This window comes from Paraburkholderia sp. EG304 (assembly GCF_046543485.1).
GTDB lineage: Bacteria > Pseudomonadota > Gammaproteobacteria > Burkholderiales > Burkholderiaceae > Paraburkholderia > Paraburkholderia youngii.
Window position 1 is genome coordinate 1 of sequence record NZ_JBKGUA010000052.1, and the last position, 16711, is coordinate 16711.

At 63.7% G+C, this 16711-nt stretch carries 10 protein-coding genes; 6 read left to right on the forward strand and 4 right to left on the reverse strand.

All coding sequences use genetic code 11. The features are described 5' to 3' along the window. A partial coding sequence (locus tag ACLFKU_RS35330; RefSeq protein WP_410852241.1) for a response regulator occupies window positions 1-4031 on the forward strand: 4031 nt, incomplete at its 5' end. Between the two features lie 95 nt (window positions 4032-4126). On the opposite strand, the gene ACLFKU_RS35335 is transcribed toward ACLFKU_RS35330, so the two are convergent. Continuing rightward, window positions 4127-4915, reverse strand: coding sequence for an IclR family transcriptional regulator (locus ACLFKU_RS35335; protein ID WP_368586009.1), 789 nt, complete (start codon window positions 4913-4915; stop codon window positions 4127-4129). A gap of 141 nt (window positions 4916-5056) precedes the next feature. Here ACLFKU_RS35335 and ACLFKU_RS35340 point away from each other — a divergent pair, with 141 nt between their 5' ends. The 5 genes from ACLFKU_RS35340 (at window position 5057) to ACLFKU_RS35360 (ending at window position 10769) form a co-directional block, all read left to right on the forward strand. Beyond that, the gene (locus ACLFKU_RS35340) at window positions 5057-6331 is read left to right on the forward strand and encodes a Rieske 2Fe-2S domain-containing protein (protein ID WP_368586010.1); all 1275 of its coding nucleotides are present in this window, start codon (window positions 5057-5059) and stop codon (window positions 6329-6331) included. 105 nt (window positions 6332-6436) lie between these two features. Continuing rightward, window positions 6437-7219 (forward strand): SDR family NAD(P)-dependent oxidoreductase, encoded by a 783-nt coding sequence (locus ACLFKU_RS35345; protein WP_410852242.1) that lies wholly within the window; start codon window positions 6437-6439, stop codon window positions 7217-7219. Between the two features lie 16 nt (window positions 7220-7235). Then, window positions 7236-8195 (forward strand): PDR/VanB family oxidoreductase, encoded by a 960-nt coding sequence (locus tag ACLFKU_RS35350; protein WP_410852243.1) that lies wholly within the window; start codon window positions 7236-7238, stop codon window positions 8193-8195. 99 nt (window positions 8196-8294) lie between these two features. Beyond that, window positions 8295-9554, forward strand: a complete 1260-nt coding sequence (locus tag ACLFKU_RS35355; protein ID WP_368586013.1) for an MFS transporter — start codon at window positions 8295-8297, stop codon at window positions 9552-9554. Between the two features lie 108 nt (window positions 9555-9662). Beyond that, complete coding sequence (locus tag ACLFKU_RS35360) at window positions 9663-10769, forward strand: porin (protein WP_410852244.1); 1107 nt, start codon at window positions 9663-9665, stop codon at window positions 10767-10769. Between the two features lie 18 nt (window positions 10770-10787). Here ACLFKU_RS35360 and ACLFKU_RS35365 read toward each other — a convergent pair whose 3' ends face one another. The 3 genes from ACLFKU_RS35365 to ACLFKU_RS35375 all read right to left on the reverse strand — a co-directional run bounded on the left by ACLFKU_RS35365 (window position 10788) and on the right by ACLFKU_RS35375 (window position 16202). After that, complete coding sequence (locus ACLFKU_RS35365; RefSeq protein WP_410852245.1) at window positions 10788-13391, reverse strand: hybrid sensor histidine kinase/response regulator; 2604 nt, start codon at window positions 13389-13391, stop codon at window positions 10788-10790. Between the two features lie 16 nt (window positions 13392-13407). Then, entirely contained in the window at window positions 13408-14640 is a 1233-nt protein-coding gene (locus ACLFKU_RS35370) for a hypothetical protein (RefSeq protein WP_410852246.1), read from the reverse strand. A gap of 299 nt (window positions 14641-14939) precedes the next feature. Continuing rightward, entirely contained in the window at window positions 14940-16202 is a 1263-nt protein-coding gene (locus ACLFKU_RS35375; RefSeq protein ID WP_410852247.1) for a phospholipase A, read from the reverse strand. Window positions 16203-16711 lie beyond the last annotated feature (509 nt).

The following is a 16711-nucleotide window of genomic DNA, read 5'->3' on the forward strand; positions in this document are numbered from 1 at the left end:
GTGCCACGGCGCTTGGTAATGTGGCTAAAGCGCTTGGATCCAAGTCCACGGCGATTGGTTTTAACACGAATGCGACAGGCGCCGCCGCCGTGGCGCTTGGTGATACGGCAGGCGCGACAGGTGAGTTTTCACTGGCGCTGGGTGCGCGCGCCGCTGCAACGCAGGCGAATTCGGTAGCGCTGGGCGCAGACTCGACGACGTCGGCTGCGGTGAGTCCGAGCGGCACGTCCATCCGCGGTACGAACTACTTCTTTGCCGGTTCGAATCCGACTGGCACGGTGAGCGTGGGCAGCGTGGGCAAGGAGCGCACGATCACGAACGTGGCCGCGGGTCGCCTGAGCGCGACGAGCACCGATGCGGTCAATGGTTCTCAACTGTATGCGACCAACCAGGCAATCGAGCAGATCAGCCAAAATGGCGCCGGCAGCGGGACGGATGCGCTGGCGGTGCATTACGACGATGCCGCGAAGGGCACGGTCACGCTGGGTGGTGCCAGCAATGGCACGAAGATCAAGAACGTGGCCGCAGGTGACCTGTCGTCGACGAGCAAGGACGCGGTGAATGGTTCGCAGCTGTACGCGACGAACCTGCAGGTGGGGCAGAACACCACGTCGATCACCAACCTGAACGAGAAGGGCACGAAGTACTTCCACGCGAACTCGACGGGCGCCGATTCGTTGGCGCTGGGCAAGGACTCGGTGGCAATCGGTATGGGTGCTGTGTCGAACAACGCGAACGACGTGGCGTTGGGCGCAGGCTCGACGACGTCGGCTGCGGTGAGTCCGAGCGGCACGTCCATCGGCGGCGCGAACTACTTCTTTGCCGGTTCGAATCCGATTGGCACGGTGAGCGTGGGCAGCGTCGGTAAGGAGCGCACGATCACGAACGTGGCCGCCGGTCGCCTGAGCGCGACGAGCACCGACGCAGTGAATGGCTCGCAGCTGTACGCCACGAACCAGCAGATGGACCAGTTGAGCCAGGACATCAAGAATGGCGCAGGCGGCGGGACGGATCCGCTGGCGGTGCATTACGACGATGCCGCTAAGGGCACGATCACGCTGGGCGGTGACAGCAATGGCACGAAGATCAAGAACGTGGCCGCAGGTGACCTGTCGTCGACGAGCAAGGACGCGGTGAATGGTTCGCAGCTGTACGCGACGAACCAGTCGATCACCAACCTGGATGACCGGGTGACGAATATCGCAACGAACATTTTCGAGAAGGGCACGAAGTACTTCCACGCGAACTCGACGGGAACGGATTCGTCGGCGCTGGGTGCGGACTCGGTGGCGATCGGTATGGGTGCGGTGTCGAACAACGCGGGTGATGTGGCGCTGGGTGCAGGCTCGATGACGGCAGCGGCGGTGGGCACGGCAGGTGCGACCATCGGCGGAAAGAACTATACGTTCGCCGGTGCGAATCCGGCGAGCACGGTGAGCGTGGGCAGCGTGGGTAACGAGCGCACGATCACGAACGTGGCCGCGGGTCGCCTGAGCGCGACGAGCACGGACGCGGTGAACGGCTCGCAGCTGTACGCCACGAACCAGCAGGTGGACCAGCTGAGCCAGGACATCAAGAATGGCGCCGGCGCCGGGACGGATGCGCTGGCGGTGCATTACGACGATGCCACGAAGGGCACGATCACGCTGGGTGGTGACAGCAATGGCACGAAGATCAAGAACGTTGCCGCAGGTGACCTGTCGTCGACGAGCAAGGACGCGGTGAATGGCTCGCAGCTGTATGCCACGAACCAGCAGGTGGACCAGAACACCACCTCGATCACCAACCTTGGCGACCAGGTAACGAACGTGTACGAGAAGGGCACGAAGTACTTCCACGCGAACTCGACGGGAGCGGATTCGTTGGCGCTGGGCAAGGACTCGGTGGCAATCGGTATGGGTGCTGTGTCGAACAACGCGAACGACGTGGCGCTGGGCGCAGGCTCGACGACGGCGGCTGCGGTGAGTCCGAGCGGCACGTCCATCGGCGGCGCGAACTACTTCTTTGCCGGTACGAATCCGATTGGCACGGTGAGCGTGGGCAGCGTGGGTAACGAGCGCACGATCACGAACGTGGCCGCCGGTCGCCTGAGCGCGACGAGCACCGACGCGGTGAACGGCTCGCAGCTGTACGCCACGAACCAGCAGGTGGACCAGCTGAGCCAGGACATCCGTAATGGTGCCGGCGGCGGGGCGGATGCGCTGGCGGTGCATTACGACGATGCCACGAAGGACACGGTCACGCTGGGCGGTGACAGCAATGGCACGAAGGTCACGAACGTGGCGGCCGGCACGGCACCAACAGATGCTGTCAACGTGTCGCAGCTCAATACGACTGTCGATACGGCTACGCGTTACTTCAAGGCGAACGGCAAGAACGACGGCACGGATGATGCGTCGGCAACAGGCACCAGGTCGGTGGCCATTGGTGCGAACGCAAATGCGGTGTCGGGTAATTCGATCGCGTTGGGTTCGAATGCATCTGCGAACTCTACGGCATCCATCGCTCTCGGAGCGAATGCCGTTGCTTCGGCGGGTAATTCCGTAGCGCTGGGTGCCGGTTCAATTGCGAGCGAATTCAATACCGTGTCGGTGGGTTCGAGCGGCGCTGAGCGCCGGATCACGAACGTCGCCGACGCGCAGTTGGCTACGGACGCGGTCAACCTGAGGACCTTGGACGCTCGCATCGGCAGTGGCACGGCGGCGACACTGGAGCAGGTCAGCCAGCAGATTGCCAAGGTGGACCAGCAAGTGGCGCAGATGTCTCTGATGTCGGTCACGCCACAGGATGTCGTTGGCAATGGCGGCTACTTCGTTGCGGATGGACTGAACGATGGCAGCGACGCGGCTACGGTGGTTGCCGGACAGGGTGGTCTTGCCGCGGGCGCAGGTGCGAGTTCGCAGGGCTACGGCGCAGTTGCCGTCGGTACAGAATCCGTTGCGAACGCGATCAAATTCACCGCCACGGGCGATGTACTGCTCGAGGTCTACCTGAAGGATGACACAGCCGTCGATTCTCCGATCGTGATCGGCGTCAGCGACACCGGCATCGGCATCGGCATGACCCCGCAGCAGCAGGAGACGCTATTTCATGCTTTCACACAGGCCGATTCGTCGATTGCGAGGCGTTACGGCGGAACAGGCCTCGGACTCGCGCTCTGTTTGCGCCTGACTGAATTGATGCATGGCACGATTTGGGTGAAGAGCGAGTTGAATGCCGGAAGCACCTTTGTCGTGACCTTGCCCATTCCGGTGAGTGCAGCCACCCCGGTCAGCGCAGCAGGACATACCAAAGCCGAATCGAAGTCCAGCGAGATCGACACACACACCATTCAGATCCTCGTCGTCGACGATCAGCTCGCCAACCGGGAGTTGCTCGTCGCGCAACTTGCTACGCTGGGATACGAGGCCGATATGGCCGATAGTGGCGGGGCGGCATTGCGGCGCTTCAACGAGCGCCACTACGATCTGGTGCTGACCGACATCAATATGCCGGGAATGGACGGGTATGCGCTCGCGCGGTGCCTTCGTGCCCAAAGCGAGACGCTGCCGATCATCGCGATTACCGCTCACGTCGCGGCAGAAGAGCGCGCGCGATGCGCGAACGCGGGAATCGACGAGGTCCTGCTCAAACCTGTCCTGCTAGACACGATGGACGCGACTGTGCGGCGACTGGTCGACGAGGCCGGCAGGCGCCCCGCGAATGCCACGTTGGCGAGGCGCGACATCTCGCAAGGGCCATTGCCCGAGCACATCCATGCCGCGATGACTCGGACGCTGAAGGATTCGCTTCGGGAACTGCACGCCGCCATTGAACTTGGGGATATGAAAACGGTGCTCGCCCAACTTCATGCGGTACGCGGATCTTTCGCGATGATTCAGGAAACCGAAGCGGCGAATGCTTGCGCACAGATGGAGCAGCAAGCCAGAAATAACGACATCGCTGCCGTCAAGGATGGGCTCGATCGTTTCGAGCCACTTGCTTATTCGGCGCTCGCGCGGCGCGTCATTGCCGTGCAGTCCGGCGCATGAGTCTCGGCGTCGGCGCTGAGTCAGCGGGCGCCTGAACAGAGCGTCGACTTCTCCGACGACTGTTCAGGCGTTGGCCAATATCTTCGATGCCGATTTCACCGGCGCGCCGCGACCGGCACCCGTCCAGTTTCCCCTTGATGCCCCAGCGCGCGCGACAGATTGCCCACCTCTCGCTTGAGCAACGCCGCGAACTGCGCGACGCGCTCATCGGTTACGCGCACACTCGGCCCGAAGATGCACACCGAACCCGCCACCTGGTTCGCGCCGTTGAAGAACGGCGCGGCCACCGCGACCGCACCGGCGATCAGCTCGTGATGGCTGGTGCCGAAGCCCTTTGCGCGGACCGCATCGAGATCGGCGGCGAGCGTCGCGACGTCCTGATTCGGATCGGTCAGATAGCGCCGCAGATCGTCCTCTGACAGCGGCATCTGCGAAAGAATCGTGCGGCCGCTCGCGCCGAGCACTAGCTTCTCGCGATAGCCGACCCCGCGCCGGAAGCTGAGCGGCTGCGGACTTTCCAGTTCGGCCACGCAAATCCGGTAGGTGCCCTCCGGCACGAACAACGCGACCGTCTCAGAGGTCGCTTCCCAAAGCTCGCGCAGCATCGGCTGCGCGAGTTGCGCGATCGTATTGTTCGCCATCCACGTGTGCGCGACTTGCGCGACCGAACTGCCGAGCCTGAAGCGCTGCGGCTCGCCGGACGACGCGAGAAAGCCGTTCTGTTCGAGCGTATTCAGCAGCCGGTACAGCGTCGGCCGGCTCAGGTCCACGCGGGTCAGCAACTCCGCAACGGTCAGTTCCTTGTCCCCGGGGCGGAACGCCAGAAGAATTTCTAGCGCCCGCTCGACTGCTCGCACATTTTCGTGCGGCTTTTTCTCTTCCATTTGAAATTTCCTTTCCACGTCGGTCCGCGTCGATTGCACATTGTAGTGAAAGTCCCTATCGGAACGAACTTGACGCAAATCAATCTGTCCGTACAATGAGATCACATTCTCACACAACGGACAACCGGATTCGGAGGAATTATGGACAAGAACATGTCGGAGACGCTGGTTCGCACTGGCCCGGGCACGGCGATGGGTAATCTGATGCGCCGCTACTGGGTGCCGGTGCTGCTCGCGAGCGAAGTCGCGGAGCCGGATTGCCCGCCGGTGCGCGTGCAGATCCTCGGCGAAAAGCTGCTGGCCTTTCGCGATTCCGAAGGCCAGCCGGCGCTGATCGACGAGTTCTGCTCGCACCGCGGCGTGTCGCTGTACTTCGGCCGCAATGAGGAGAACGGCATTCGCTGCTCGTATCACGGCCTCAAATTCGACCGCAACGGCAACTGCGTCGAAGTGCCGTCCGCACCGCAGGCGTGCAAGCACATGGGCATCACCGCGTATCCGTGCATCGAACGCGCGGGCATCGTGTGGGCGTACATGGGGCCGAAGGACCGCCAGCCGGCGCCGCCGGATCTCGAGTGGTGCAACCTGCCGGAGAGCCACGTGTTCGTATCCAAGCGGCTGCAGGAATCGAACTACCTGCAGGCCATGGAAGGCGGCATCGACACGAGCCACGTGTCGTACGTGCACCGCTACGAAGTCGACGATGATCCGATGCACCAGGGCACGAAGGCGCTCGACTACATCAAGGCGGACGGCAACGTGATCTTCGAGATCGAGAAGCAGCCGTTCGGCCTCACGCTGTTCGGGCGCCGCAACGGCGAGCCGGATTCGTACTACTGGCGCGTCACGCAGTGGCTGTTCCCGTGGTACACGCTGATCCCGCCGTTCGGCGACCACTCGCTCGCGGGCCACGTGTGGGTACCGATCGACGATCACAGCTGCTGGGCGTGGAGCATCAACTTCCGTCCGGACCGTCCGCTCGACGAGCAGGAACTGGCCGACCTGAATGCCGGCAAGGGCATTCACTGCGAGTACGAGGAGGGTGGCTCGTTCCGTCCGAAGGCGAACAAGGACAACGACTATCTGATCGACCGCAAGGCGCAGAAGGAAAAGCGCGCGTACTCGGGCGTGTTCGGCTTCGCGATGCAGGACGCGTCGCTGCAGGAAAGCATGGGTCCGATCCAGGATCACAGCAAGGAAAAGCTGCTGCCGACCGACCGCGCAATCGTAATGGCGCGCCGCATGATGTACGAGGCGGCAACCGCGCTGGTGCCCGATACCGATCCGCCCGCGATCGACGCCGACCAGCAGCGCGTGCGCGCGGCCGGCGTGCTGCTGCCGCGCGATCAGAAGCCACAGGAATGGGCGGTGATCCATCTGCACGACGGCAAGGACCAGCCGATCTACACGATCTGATGCACGGCGGGGCCGGACTTCGTTTCGGCTCCGCGTGTCGTCACCTGGTCCGACTGGACCTTCTGCCCATTCCGCAAAAGGAGGCCGGCTGCGCGCCGGCAAGCAATGCAGCAACGTAAAAGACTCGAAGACAAGGTCGCGCTGATCACTGGCGGCGGAGGAGGCATCGGCGCCGCCACCGCGCGCGTGTTCTGCGCCCAGGGCGCCGCGGTGGTGCTCGTCGATGCGAATCCGGAGGCGCTCACGCGCGTCGCGGACGAACTGAAAACGGCCGATCCGTCCGCGCGTGTCGAGACGTTCGCGGCAGACGTGTCGGATGACGCCGATGCGGTGCGCGCGGTGCAGTTCGCCGCCACTTCGTTCGGCCGGCTCGACGTGCTGGTGAACAACGCGGCGATGCGCAACTACAGCGCGCTCGCCGACGCGACGCCGGCCGAGTGGCAGGCGATGGTGTCGGTCAATCTGGTCGGCACGTCGAACTATTGCAGGGCGGCGCTGCCGTTCCTGCGTCGCGCGGGGCGCGCGAGTATCGTCAACGTATCGTCGTGCTATGCGGTGACCGGCCGCAAGGGCATGGGCCTGTACGACGCGACCAAGGCCGGCATGCTGGCGATGACCCGCACGCTCGCGTTCGAGGAGACCGCGAACGGCGTGCGTGTGAACGCGGTATGCCCCGGTTCGACGCTGACCGGATTCCACGTGAACCGCGCCATTGCAGCAGGCAAGAGCGTCGAAGCGCTGAAGACCCAGCGCCAGGACACGTCGCTGATAGGCCGCTGGGCATCGCCCGAAGAGATCGCATGGCCGATCCTGTGGTTCGCGAGCGACGAGGCGTCGTACATCACGGGCACGACGCTGATGGTCGACGGCGGCCTGTCGGCGATGTGAGCGGAGGAGAGGTGGCATGAACATGACCGATTCCACGCTGATGGTGCGGGTTGCCGCACGGCGCGACGAAGCCGACGGGATCGCCGGCTTCGAGTTCGTCGATGTCGACGGACGCGAGCTGCCGCCGTTCGAGGCGGGCGCGCACATCGACGTCTACGTGCCCGGCGGGCCGGTGCGGCAGTACTCGCTGTGCAACGCGCCTCACGAGCGTCACCGGTATCAGATCGCGGTGTTGCGCGACGCCGATTCGCGCGGCGGCTCGCTGCGCATGCACGACGCGGTGAACCAAGGCGACGCGATCCGCATCGGCGTGCCGCGCAATCATTTCCCGCTCTCCCTGCACGACGCGAAGCCGCTATTGCTCGCGGGCGGCATTGGCGTCACGCCGATTCTCTGCATGGCGGAGCAGCTGGCAGCGATGGGCGCGGCGTTCAACATGCATTACTGCGCGCGCTCGAAGAGCCGGGCAGCGTTCGTCGAGCGAATCGCCGCGTCGTCGTGGGTCGACAACGCGCAATACCACTTCGACGACGAGCACGGCATGCTCGATCTGAACGCACTGCTGACAGTCGGCGCGGACCGGCATCTGTACGTGTGCGGTCCGCAGGGCTTCATGAACGCGGTGCTCGACACGGCGCGCTCGCTCGGCTGGAGCGACGATCGTCTGCATTATGAATACTTCGCGGCGGCGCAGCCTGCCGGCGACGGCGGCTCGTTCGACGTGCGGCTCGCGCGCTCGGGCCGCGTCGTGTCGATCGCGGCCGATTGCACGGTCACGCAGGCGCTCACGGCGGCGGGCGTCGACGTGCCGGTGTCGTGCGAGCAGGGCATTTGCGGCACCTGTATTACGCGGGTGCTCGAAGGTGAACCCGACCACCGGGATCTGTACCTGTCGCCTGAGGAGCAGGCCCGCAACGATCAGTTCCTGCCGTGCTGTTCACGTGCGAAGTCGAGGGTGCTGGTGCTCGATCTGTAACGGCAATCGCCGGCGCCGGTCACAGCAGGCGGCCGGCGCCCTATCCATCAGAAAGAAAGAAAACGGTCGGCCGCTGGCACGCCCGGCATTGGAGGAGTCATGGAGAAGAATCTGGCGTCGTCGGAGGGCATGTCCGCGAGCGTCTGGGCCACGAACGCCGCACGGGAGGCGAGTAGCGCCGACACGAACCCGTATCGCTGGGTCGCGCTGTTCATCGTGTGGGCCGCGTTTCTGCTCAGCTATGTGGTCCGCGTGGCGTGGAGTACGGTGGCCGCGCCGGTCGGCGCGTCGCTCGGCATCAGCGTGTCGATGCTCGGTGCGTTCGTGACCGCGTTCTACGCGGGCTATGTGCTTGCGAACGTGGTCGGCGGCATGCTGACCGATCTGCTCGGCGGTCGCGCGATGCTCACGCTCGCGCTGCTGCCCCTGGGCGTGCTCACGTTCACCTTCGGCTATACGCATTCGCTCGCCTTCGGCATCGTGATTCAGGCGGCGATGGGTTTCGCGGCGGGCGCCGACTATTCGGCCGGCATGAAGATCATTCCCGCATGGTTCACGCGCGACCGGGGCCGCGCAATGGGCCTCTACACGACCGCGACGTCGCTCGCCGTCGTGATCGCGAACGCGGTCGTGCCGTCGTTCTCAGCGCGGCACGGCTGGTCGAACGCATTCCATATGCTCGGCATCGTCACGTTCGCGTGGGGCGTCGTCACGTTGCTGCTGCTGAAGAACCGGCCGTCGAACGAAGCGAAGCCCGCGCGCAACAGCCTGCAGGACATGCTCGGCCTGTTGCGCAACCGCAACCTGATCGCGCTGTCGATCGCGGGCTGCGGCGGCTTGTGGGCGACCGTCGGCTTCGCCGCATGGAGCAACGCGCTGATGACGCGGCAATACGGCATTGCGCCGATCGTCGCCGGATCGATCGTCGCCTCGTTCGGCATCGGCGCGGTGATCGCGAAGCCGACGCTCGGCTGGATCTCCGATCTGCCTGGCGTGTCGCGGCGGATGATGTCGATCGGCTGCCTGATCGCGTTCACGATCGCGCTGCTGGTGTTCGGCTACTGCTCGACCGCGCATCAGTTCTATCTGGTCGCGCCGATCCTCGGGGCGTTCTCGTTCGGCTACCTGCCGGTGCTGATGGCACAGGTCAGCGACGCATCCGGCAAGCGCCTCGCCGGCGCGAGCGCCGGCTGGACCAATGCGATCTGGCAGTCCGGCAGCGCGGTGTCGCCGATGGTGGTCGGCTCGCTGTATGGCGCGAGTCATTCGTTCATGCTCGCACTCATCACGCTTGCGATCGGACCCGCTATCGCGGTCGTCGCAATGTTCTTCGTCAATCCGCACATCGCACGCGAATGACCGACTCTCTCCGGTAGCCGCCGCGACCACGCGCCGGCTACCGCGACCACAGAGATCGAACGATCACGCTTTCGCAGCACAAAACAACTCAATTTCCAGAGGAGACACATGGTGACGCACAAGCCTCTCGCCAGGCCGTCGAAGGTCCTTTTTGCATGTGGTATTGGTATCGGCATCAGCGGCGCGGCGCATGCGCAGTCGTCGGTCACGCTGTACGGCATTGTCGACTCGGGGGTGACCTACGTGACTCACGCCGTCACGCCGCAGGGATCGTCGGGCACCCAGGTCGCGCTCGGCACCGGCAACCGGCAGAATTCGCGTTGGGGTTTCACCGGCAAGGAAGATCTCGGCAACGGACTGCGGGCGATTTTCACGCTCGAATCGGGCATGGCGATGAACACCGGCGCGCTGCAGCAAGGCGGGCGGCTGTTCGGCCGGCAGGCGTTCGTCGGACTCGAATCGGATCACTACGGCGCGATGATGCTCGGCCGGCAGATGACGCCGATGTACCGCTACTTCCTCGCTCTCGATCCGCTCGGTTATTCGAGTTACGGACTGTCCGCGCAGGACGCGCAGTTCGTCGGTCGGGCGGACAACGCGGTGTCGTATCTCGGCCATGTGGGACCGTTCGAGCTGAACGCGCTCTACAGCTTCGGCTATGACGCAGTCAGCTCCAACGTGCCGGTGGCGGGCTCGTTCCGCGTCGGCAAGCAGTACGACATCGGTGGACGCTACGTGCAGGGGCCGCTCAATCTCACGTTCGTGTACGAGCAGCGCCAAGGCTCGGTGATCGCGACATCGGGCGACAGCGAGCGGCGCTACGTGGCCGGCGGTTCGTATGCGATCGGCAAGGCGACGCTGTACGGCGGCTACGAATTGCTGCTGAACGATGTCCCGTCGACGCTCACCGCCTCGCCGCCGCAGTCGATGGCGTTCGCGGGCGTGCGCTACAAGGCGACGCCGGCGCTGGACCTCGCAGCCGCGACTTACTACCACGCGTATCGCCACGTCGACGCGCACGCATTGAGCACCGGTGTCAACGCGGACTACTGGCTATCGAAGCGCACGGCGCTGTACACCGACATCACCTATGTGATCAACAGCTCGAAGGCTGCACTGAGTGCGACGGGATGGGCGACTTCGGTCGCGACGACGACCGTGAAGACCGGCGCGAACCAGCTGGCGGTTGCGATCGGCGTGCTGCACAAGTTCTGACGGCGGCGGCGCGCGCGCTCAATCGCTCAGCGCATCGCGATGATCGCGCGGGCCCTTCGCCGACGCGTAATACCGCTGCAACGCGTCGGTCGAGCGTGCGCCCAGCGTGCGGATCTGCACGAGCCAGTCGGTTTCCACTGGCCACTCACCGCCGATCACGCGTGGATAGATCTGCCGCGCATAGCGATGCAGTGCCTTCGCGCCGATGTTGCCGCTGACGCCAAGCAGCGCATGCAAGCTCGCGTGGGTCGCCTTGATATCGACAGCCGCGCTGTTTGCCGCGAGCCGCGCGACGAGCGAGCGGATCTGTTCGATGCCGTTCAGGAACGATTCGTCGAGCAGATCGAGCGAGACCAGTTCTTCGAGGTGCGGCTCATCGAGCAGGCTTTCTTCGGCGATGGGGGCGGCCGCGTGCGCGCTCCCAGTTGGGGCCAATGCCACCGGCGTCGCGGCAAAATCCGTTTGCGCGCTTTCGCCAGCGGTTTGCATGATCCGTTGTGAAGATGGAGAGTCCGCAATCGGCGCGCTGCGTGTGCCGAACTGCCGCGCGAGACATGCGTACAGCGAGCCGGCCTGCACCGGCTTGATCAACACCTCGTTCATCCCGGCGGCAAGGCAAGCCTGCGCCGCTTCGGCATCGGTGTGACTGGTCAGCGCGATGATAGGCAGCGTCGCGTAGGCATCGGTGCGCGCGCGAATCGATTTCGTCGTCTCGATGCCGTTCATGCCCGGCATGTTCACGTCCATCAGGATCGCGTCGATGAAGCCGTCTTCGTGCAGGTTGGTCAGCACCGCCTGACCGTGGTCGGCCTCGACGACGCTCGCGCCGCAGCGCTCCAGATAAGCCTTCGCGACCAGCCGGCTATAGGTGTCGTCGTCGGCGATCACGAAGGTTCTGCCGGCGAAGCTGTCGGGCAGCTCGCCCGGCTGATGCCGCACGCCGTTGTCGAACAGGGCCTGCACCGCGGTGATCAGCTCCTGCACACTCGACGTCTTGCCGATGATCTCGTCCATCCCGGCGCGCCGCGCACGCAGCCGCACCGCGTTGCCCGGTTCGGCGGTATAGGCGGCGATCAGCACGTTGCGGTTCGGGCAGTCCCGGTCGGCGCGGATGCGCTCGGTCGTCGCGTAGCCGTCCAGATCGGGCATGCTGATGTCCATCAGCACGAGGTCGTAGAGCGGCGCGCGCCGCAACGTGGCGAGCGCAAGCTCGCCGCCCGACGCCTCGCTGACATAGGCGCCGGCCTTGGTCAGCACGCGGCGGGTGCGGGCGCGCAGCGTGGCGTCGTCGTCGACCACGAGCACTCGTTTGCCCTTGAACGCCGGCATCGCGCGTTCGAACAGGCGCCGCTCGTGCTCGGCGACCTCGTCGGCCGCCACCGGTGGAAAGCGCAGCGTGAATGCGGTGAACTTGCCGAGTTCCGATTCGCAGTCGATGCTGCCGCCGAACGCGCGCATCGCGCGCTGGCAGTACGCGAGCCCGAGCCCGGTGCCGCCCGAGTTGCCGGCCGTGCGAAACGGCTCGAACAGATGCTGCAGGATCTCCGCCGCGATGCCGGGGCCGGTGTCGCGCACGATCACCGAGTCGGTATCGACGGTCAATGTCAGCGTCGCCTGCGGATACGCGACGATGTGATGCAGCGCGTTCTTGATCAGGTTGAACAGCGTGAACAGATAGACCGTCTCGTCGACCTTGAACACGAAGTCGCGGTTGACGACGACGCTCACCTTCGCGCGTTCCTTGTCGTTGTCGAAGCCGTATTCGGCGAGCGCCTTGCGCGTGGTCGCGCCGGCATGCAGGTAGCTGAGACTATCCGGGCGGATCGATTTCGCGGCGACTTCGTCGAGCGTCATCGCGATGATGCGCAGGCCGCGCTCGATCGACAATTGGCCCTGCGCGAGATGGTTGTACATCAGCGAGGCCGTGCCGTCGGTGAGCGTCGGCGCCGCGCCCGCCCTGTTCGCCGAGGGCAACGCTTCCTCGACGCGGTCGAGCACGTGCCGCAACTGGCTCAGCGGATTGCGCATCTCGTGCGCGATGGAACCCGCGAGCGCCTGCAACGCGCGGTTCTTTTCGACGAAGATGCGTCCCTTGCTGATCGCGTGACTGAACGCCATGCTGCACAGCACGACCACCGGCAGCAGCGCAAGGTTGGACTTGTCCTCGGCGCTGAGAACGACCGGCGTCGGCGAGCTCAACACGCCGGCGAGGCCGCCGGAAAACACGCCGATTCCGATGCACGTTATCAGCAGCAGCGGGTTGTCGATACACAGCGCCAGAATGAAGATCATCATGACCTCGGTCATCATCCACATCGTGGAGAAACCGTTTCTGACGGTCAGGAAAGTGCAGACGAACGGCAGCACGTAAATCAGGCAGCAATGCCAGTAGATCAGCAGCGCGGGGTTGTAGCGCCTCGGCCAGCGCGCCTGAAACAGCAGCGGAACGCAGACGGCCGCCGCGCTGAGTCGCAGCAGCAGGTTGTCGTAAGGCTGCGGAAGGAGGTAGGTCCAGACAATGTAATAGATGGGGTGACACAGGAGGCCGAGTGCGCCTCCCCATCGAATCGCGAACCTGCTTCTTTCCAGCATGTCCCGCATACTTTCGCGCGGTCTCGCCATCAGGCCTCCGAGTTCATCAGGAACCCATCATTTCATGCGTATTGAATTGCTGTGCTGCGACGCCTTCGGCGAGCGAATCGCCGTTCTTGCCGTGAAACGGTCCGACCGAAAAGCCGTACTTCTTCAGGAGACCATGAGTATAAGAGACCGACCATACGGGCGGGCTACCGATGATGAAATCGGATGCGATGCCTTCTTGCCACGCGGAATAGCCTTCGGCAAAGCAGGTATAGCAGTCGCGGGTGGACGGCAGCCGGAACGGGAAAGCGGTGTCGAGTTCAGCGGGTCCACGCGCGAAGCATTCAATATAGAGCGTATGACCGCGAGAAGCGAGTTCCGCTTCGACGCTGGCCGCGCGCGGATGCGAATCGTCGATCCAGAATTGCGCGCGTTTGAGATCAGCGGCGCTCAGGTAAGGCACGCTCGTGCTGCTCGCGAGGATTGCGCCGTCGAAGTCGGGCAGCGGCGTGTCGGGGCTGAACGTATGCACCGATACTTTCGATTTGCCGAGCAGGTCCGACGCGAGCAGCTCGTTCGCCTGATCGGTCAGCAGGTTGAGCTTGTCCGGCAGATCGATCAGCACCAGTTCCTTCGGCGCGTCCTTGTACAGCAGATACTTCGCGACCGTCGTGCCGAGCCGGCCGGCCGCGCCGAACAGCGCGAGCTTCGTGTTGCCGAATTCGAGGTCGAGCTGTTCGCAGCAATGCATTGCCCAGTCCTTCAGCATCGCCGCGGTCGCCGCGTGGCCGGTCGTGATGTGAGGCGGCTTGACCGGCCGGGGCAGCGCGCCGTAGTTGCATGCGTACGGCGTCGACGCGCCCATCGCGACCATGTTCAAGCCCGCCTTTCTGGCGAGCTCCAGCGCCGGAAAGAATTGCGTCGCGCGAAAGCGCTTGATGCCGCGCGGGCTGCCGAGCCACATTTCGAGCGGCACCGGGCAGGCGATATTCGCGCCGATCACCTGCGAGCCCGAATAGATCGGCGAGGCGATGAAAGGCTTGGTCTTCCACAATTCCTCTTCGAACGATTCGCTGCGTTCGCGAACGTTGTGAAAAGAAAATGAAAGGGTCTCCCAGTCGGTCGCGTGAAACAGAAAGCCGACTCCCCCCTGACGGGCCGGCAGGCTATCGCGGATCTGTTCCGGGTGAATTTCGTGCTTGAGCGCAAGCGGTGCACTATTCCGATGCAAAAGAAGTCCGGTTGGCTCGTTTGAAACGGTCGACAGGTCTTTAAGGAGAGCGGTTTTCATTGGTTTTTCCTTGGTTTTGATTAGACGCTGGAAAAGTCAGCGCGCGGCGTGGCCAGCCGGTTGGACCGGCGACCCTTCAACTCTAGAGAAATCCGCACCGATATGCCCGTCTGTTCGTGCACACAGCATTCACGAGCGGATTTAAGACGGGTTGCCCGCCGGGTGGGAATCGGCTCTGGGCAATCTTTTGAAAGAATTACGGCAGGACTTTCGAGGTATTACGGCACGTCGTGCGCCGTCCTCGAATGGCAAAAGGGCCGCTCGGCGGCCCTTTGCTTGCATCTCCGGCGAATTCCGGATTAGCGTGTGATGCTATAGCCGATTCGCGCAATCCAGCGATGCTGGTTGTAGTCGAGAATGTCCTCGCCATAACCGCTAAAGAAGCCGAGCCATACGTAACCGCCCCAGCGGCTGTTGATCAGCTTCGCCAATGGATAGGTGAACTGCGTATCGATGCTGCCTTTGCCGCCTTTCGTTCCTTTGCGCAGCGTCGTGTCCAGTTGCGCGCCATCGGGGCTGCCGTAGATGAACCGCAGATCCACGTAGCCGCGGTAGTCGGCGATGTCATGGTTCTCGCCGGCGATGTGCGTATAGTAATAAATCTTCGGCTCGATGGTCAGATGGTAGCCGTTGATGTCGCCGAAATCCCAGATCGGCTTCAGGAACACATAGTCGACGCCGCGCGATTCCGGACCGTCGCGTCCATTCGATTCGTGCTCGTAGCCGGCCATCACGCCCATTCTGCTCCACCACTTGCTCTTCCAGCCGGTGTCTTCGAGGTAGTAGAAGAGGGCGGGCAAATAACTCGTGTCGCGGAACGGCGACGAGTACTCCTCGATAGCCCACAGCGAGGTTTGTGTATAGCCGAAGTACAGGTTGTCCACGAATCTACGCGAGCGCGGGTCGTCTGGAATGACGAGGCGGAACTTGAAGCTCAGCTGGAATTTCGCGAGATTGTCGCCATCCTGGCCCCAGCCATCGGCGAAGTACATCGGCTCGTAGGCGGAGAAGCGGCTCAGGAAAGTGTTGATTTGCGGCACCGGCGCATCCGGCCGCGACGGTGCGGGCGACGACGCGATCAGGCTCGACGACGACGGTGCGCCGCTCATGGTGCCAGCCGCCGTTGTTCCCGTCGTTGCATTTGCGCCCCCGGCCGACGCGAGCTCCGCGTCCTTGTCGGAGCGCGGCGGATGCGTCAGCAACACGTACGATGGCGACACGTCGAGATCCGGCACGTCGATCTGCATCGCGCCGCGCGCCCATTCGGGCCAGGTGCCGGTATAGCGCACTGCCTTCAGTTCGCCGGCGGCGAGCTTCAGGTGCTCGGGTGCGCCGCTCTCGCGCGTGAGCGCGAGCGCCAACCGGCGCGGTATCAACTCGGTATTGCTGACCGCGATGTTCAATTGCGCCGGCACGTCTACTTCGGTGCCGCCGGGCAGATCGCCGGCATAGACGATCGTCACTTCGAGCGGACTGCTCGATAGCGCTTCGCGCGGCGGACGCAATACGGAAACGCCAGCGAAGCTATACGCGCAGTAGCCGGCGAGCACCAGCGCGCTCATGCAAAGCGATAACCGGGGAAGAAGCCTGGACAACGAGCGGGAAAGCGAGCCGTAAAGCGCACTTGACGATAATCGGGAACCACGCGAGCGGCGGCTGCGTATGGCGGACTGGCGGTCTTTCTTCACGCGAGGTATCGATCGATTCCGCACACGGAGCTCCTGGTGGTCTACGAGTTCAGGTCGCAATAAGACGATAGCGTTAAAGCATGAATTTGGGTAGAAAATCAGGGTCCGCGTGTCTCGTTGCGGGAACGGCGGTGCATGCCGGTTCCCGCTAACTGTTTTTTTGCCTATTCTGCCAGCGCTATTTCGGATTGCGTGAGTGGAAAAATGAATTAGGAGCGCTATCGGTGCAAATAGCGCGGCAGAAGTGCGGATGATGCGGGCGTGTCGTTGCATTTGCGCAACGAAGGTTTAAATGTCAAATCGCGTGTCACTCGCAATCCGATGTAATTGCGCGTCAATTGGCGATTCGCTTTCGTGATAATTCGTTGCGCGGTCAATGCGGC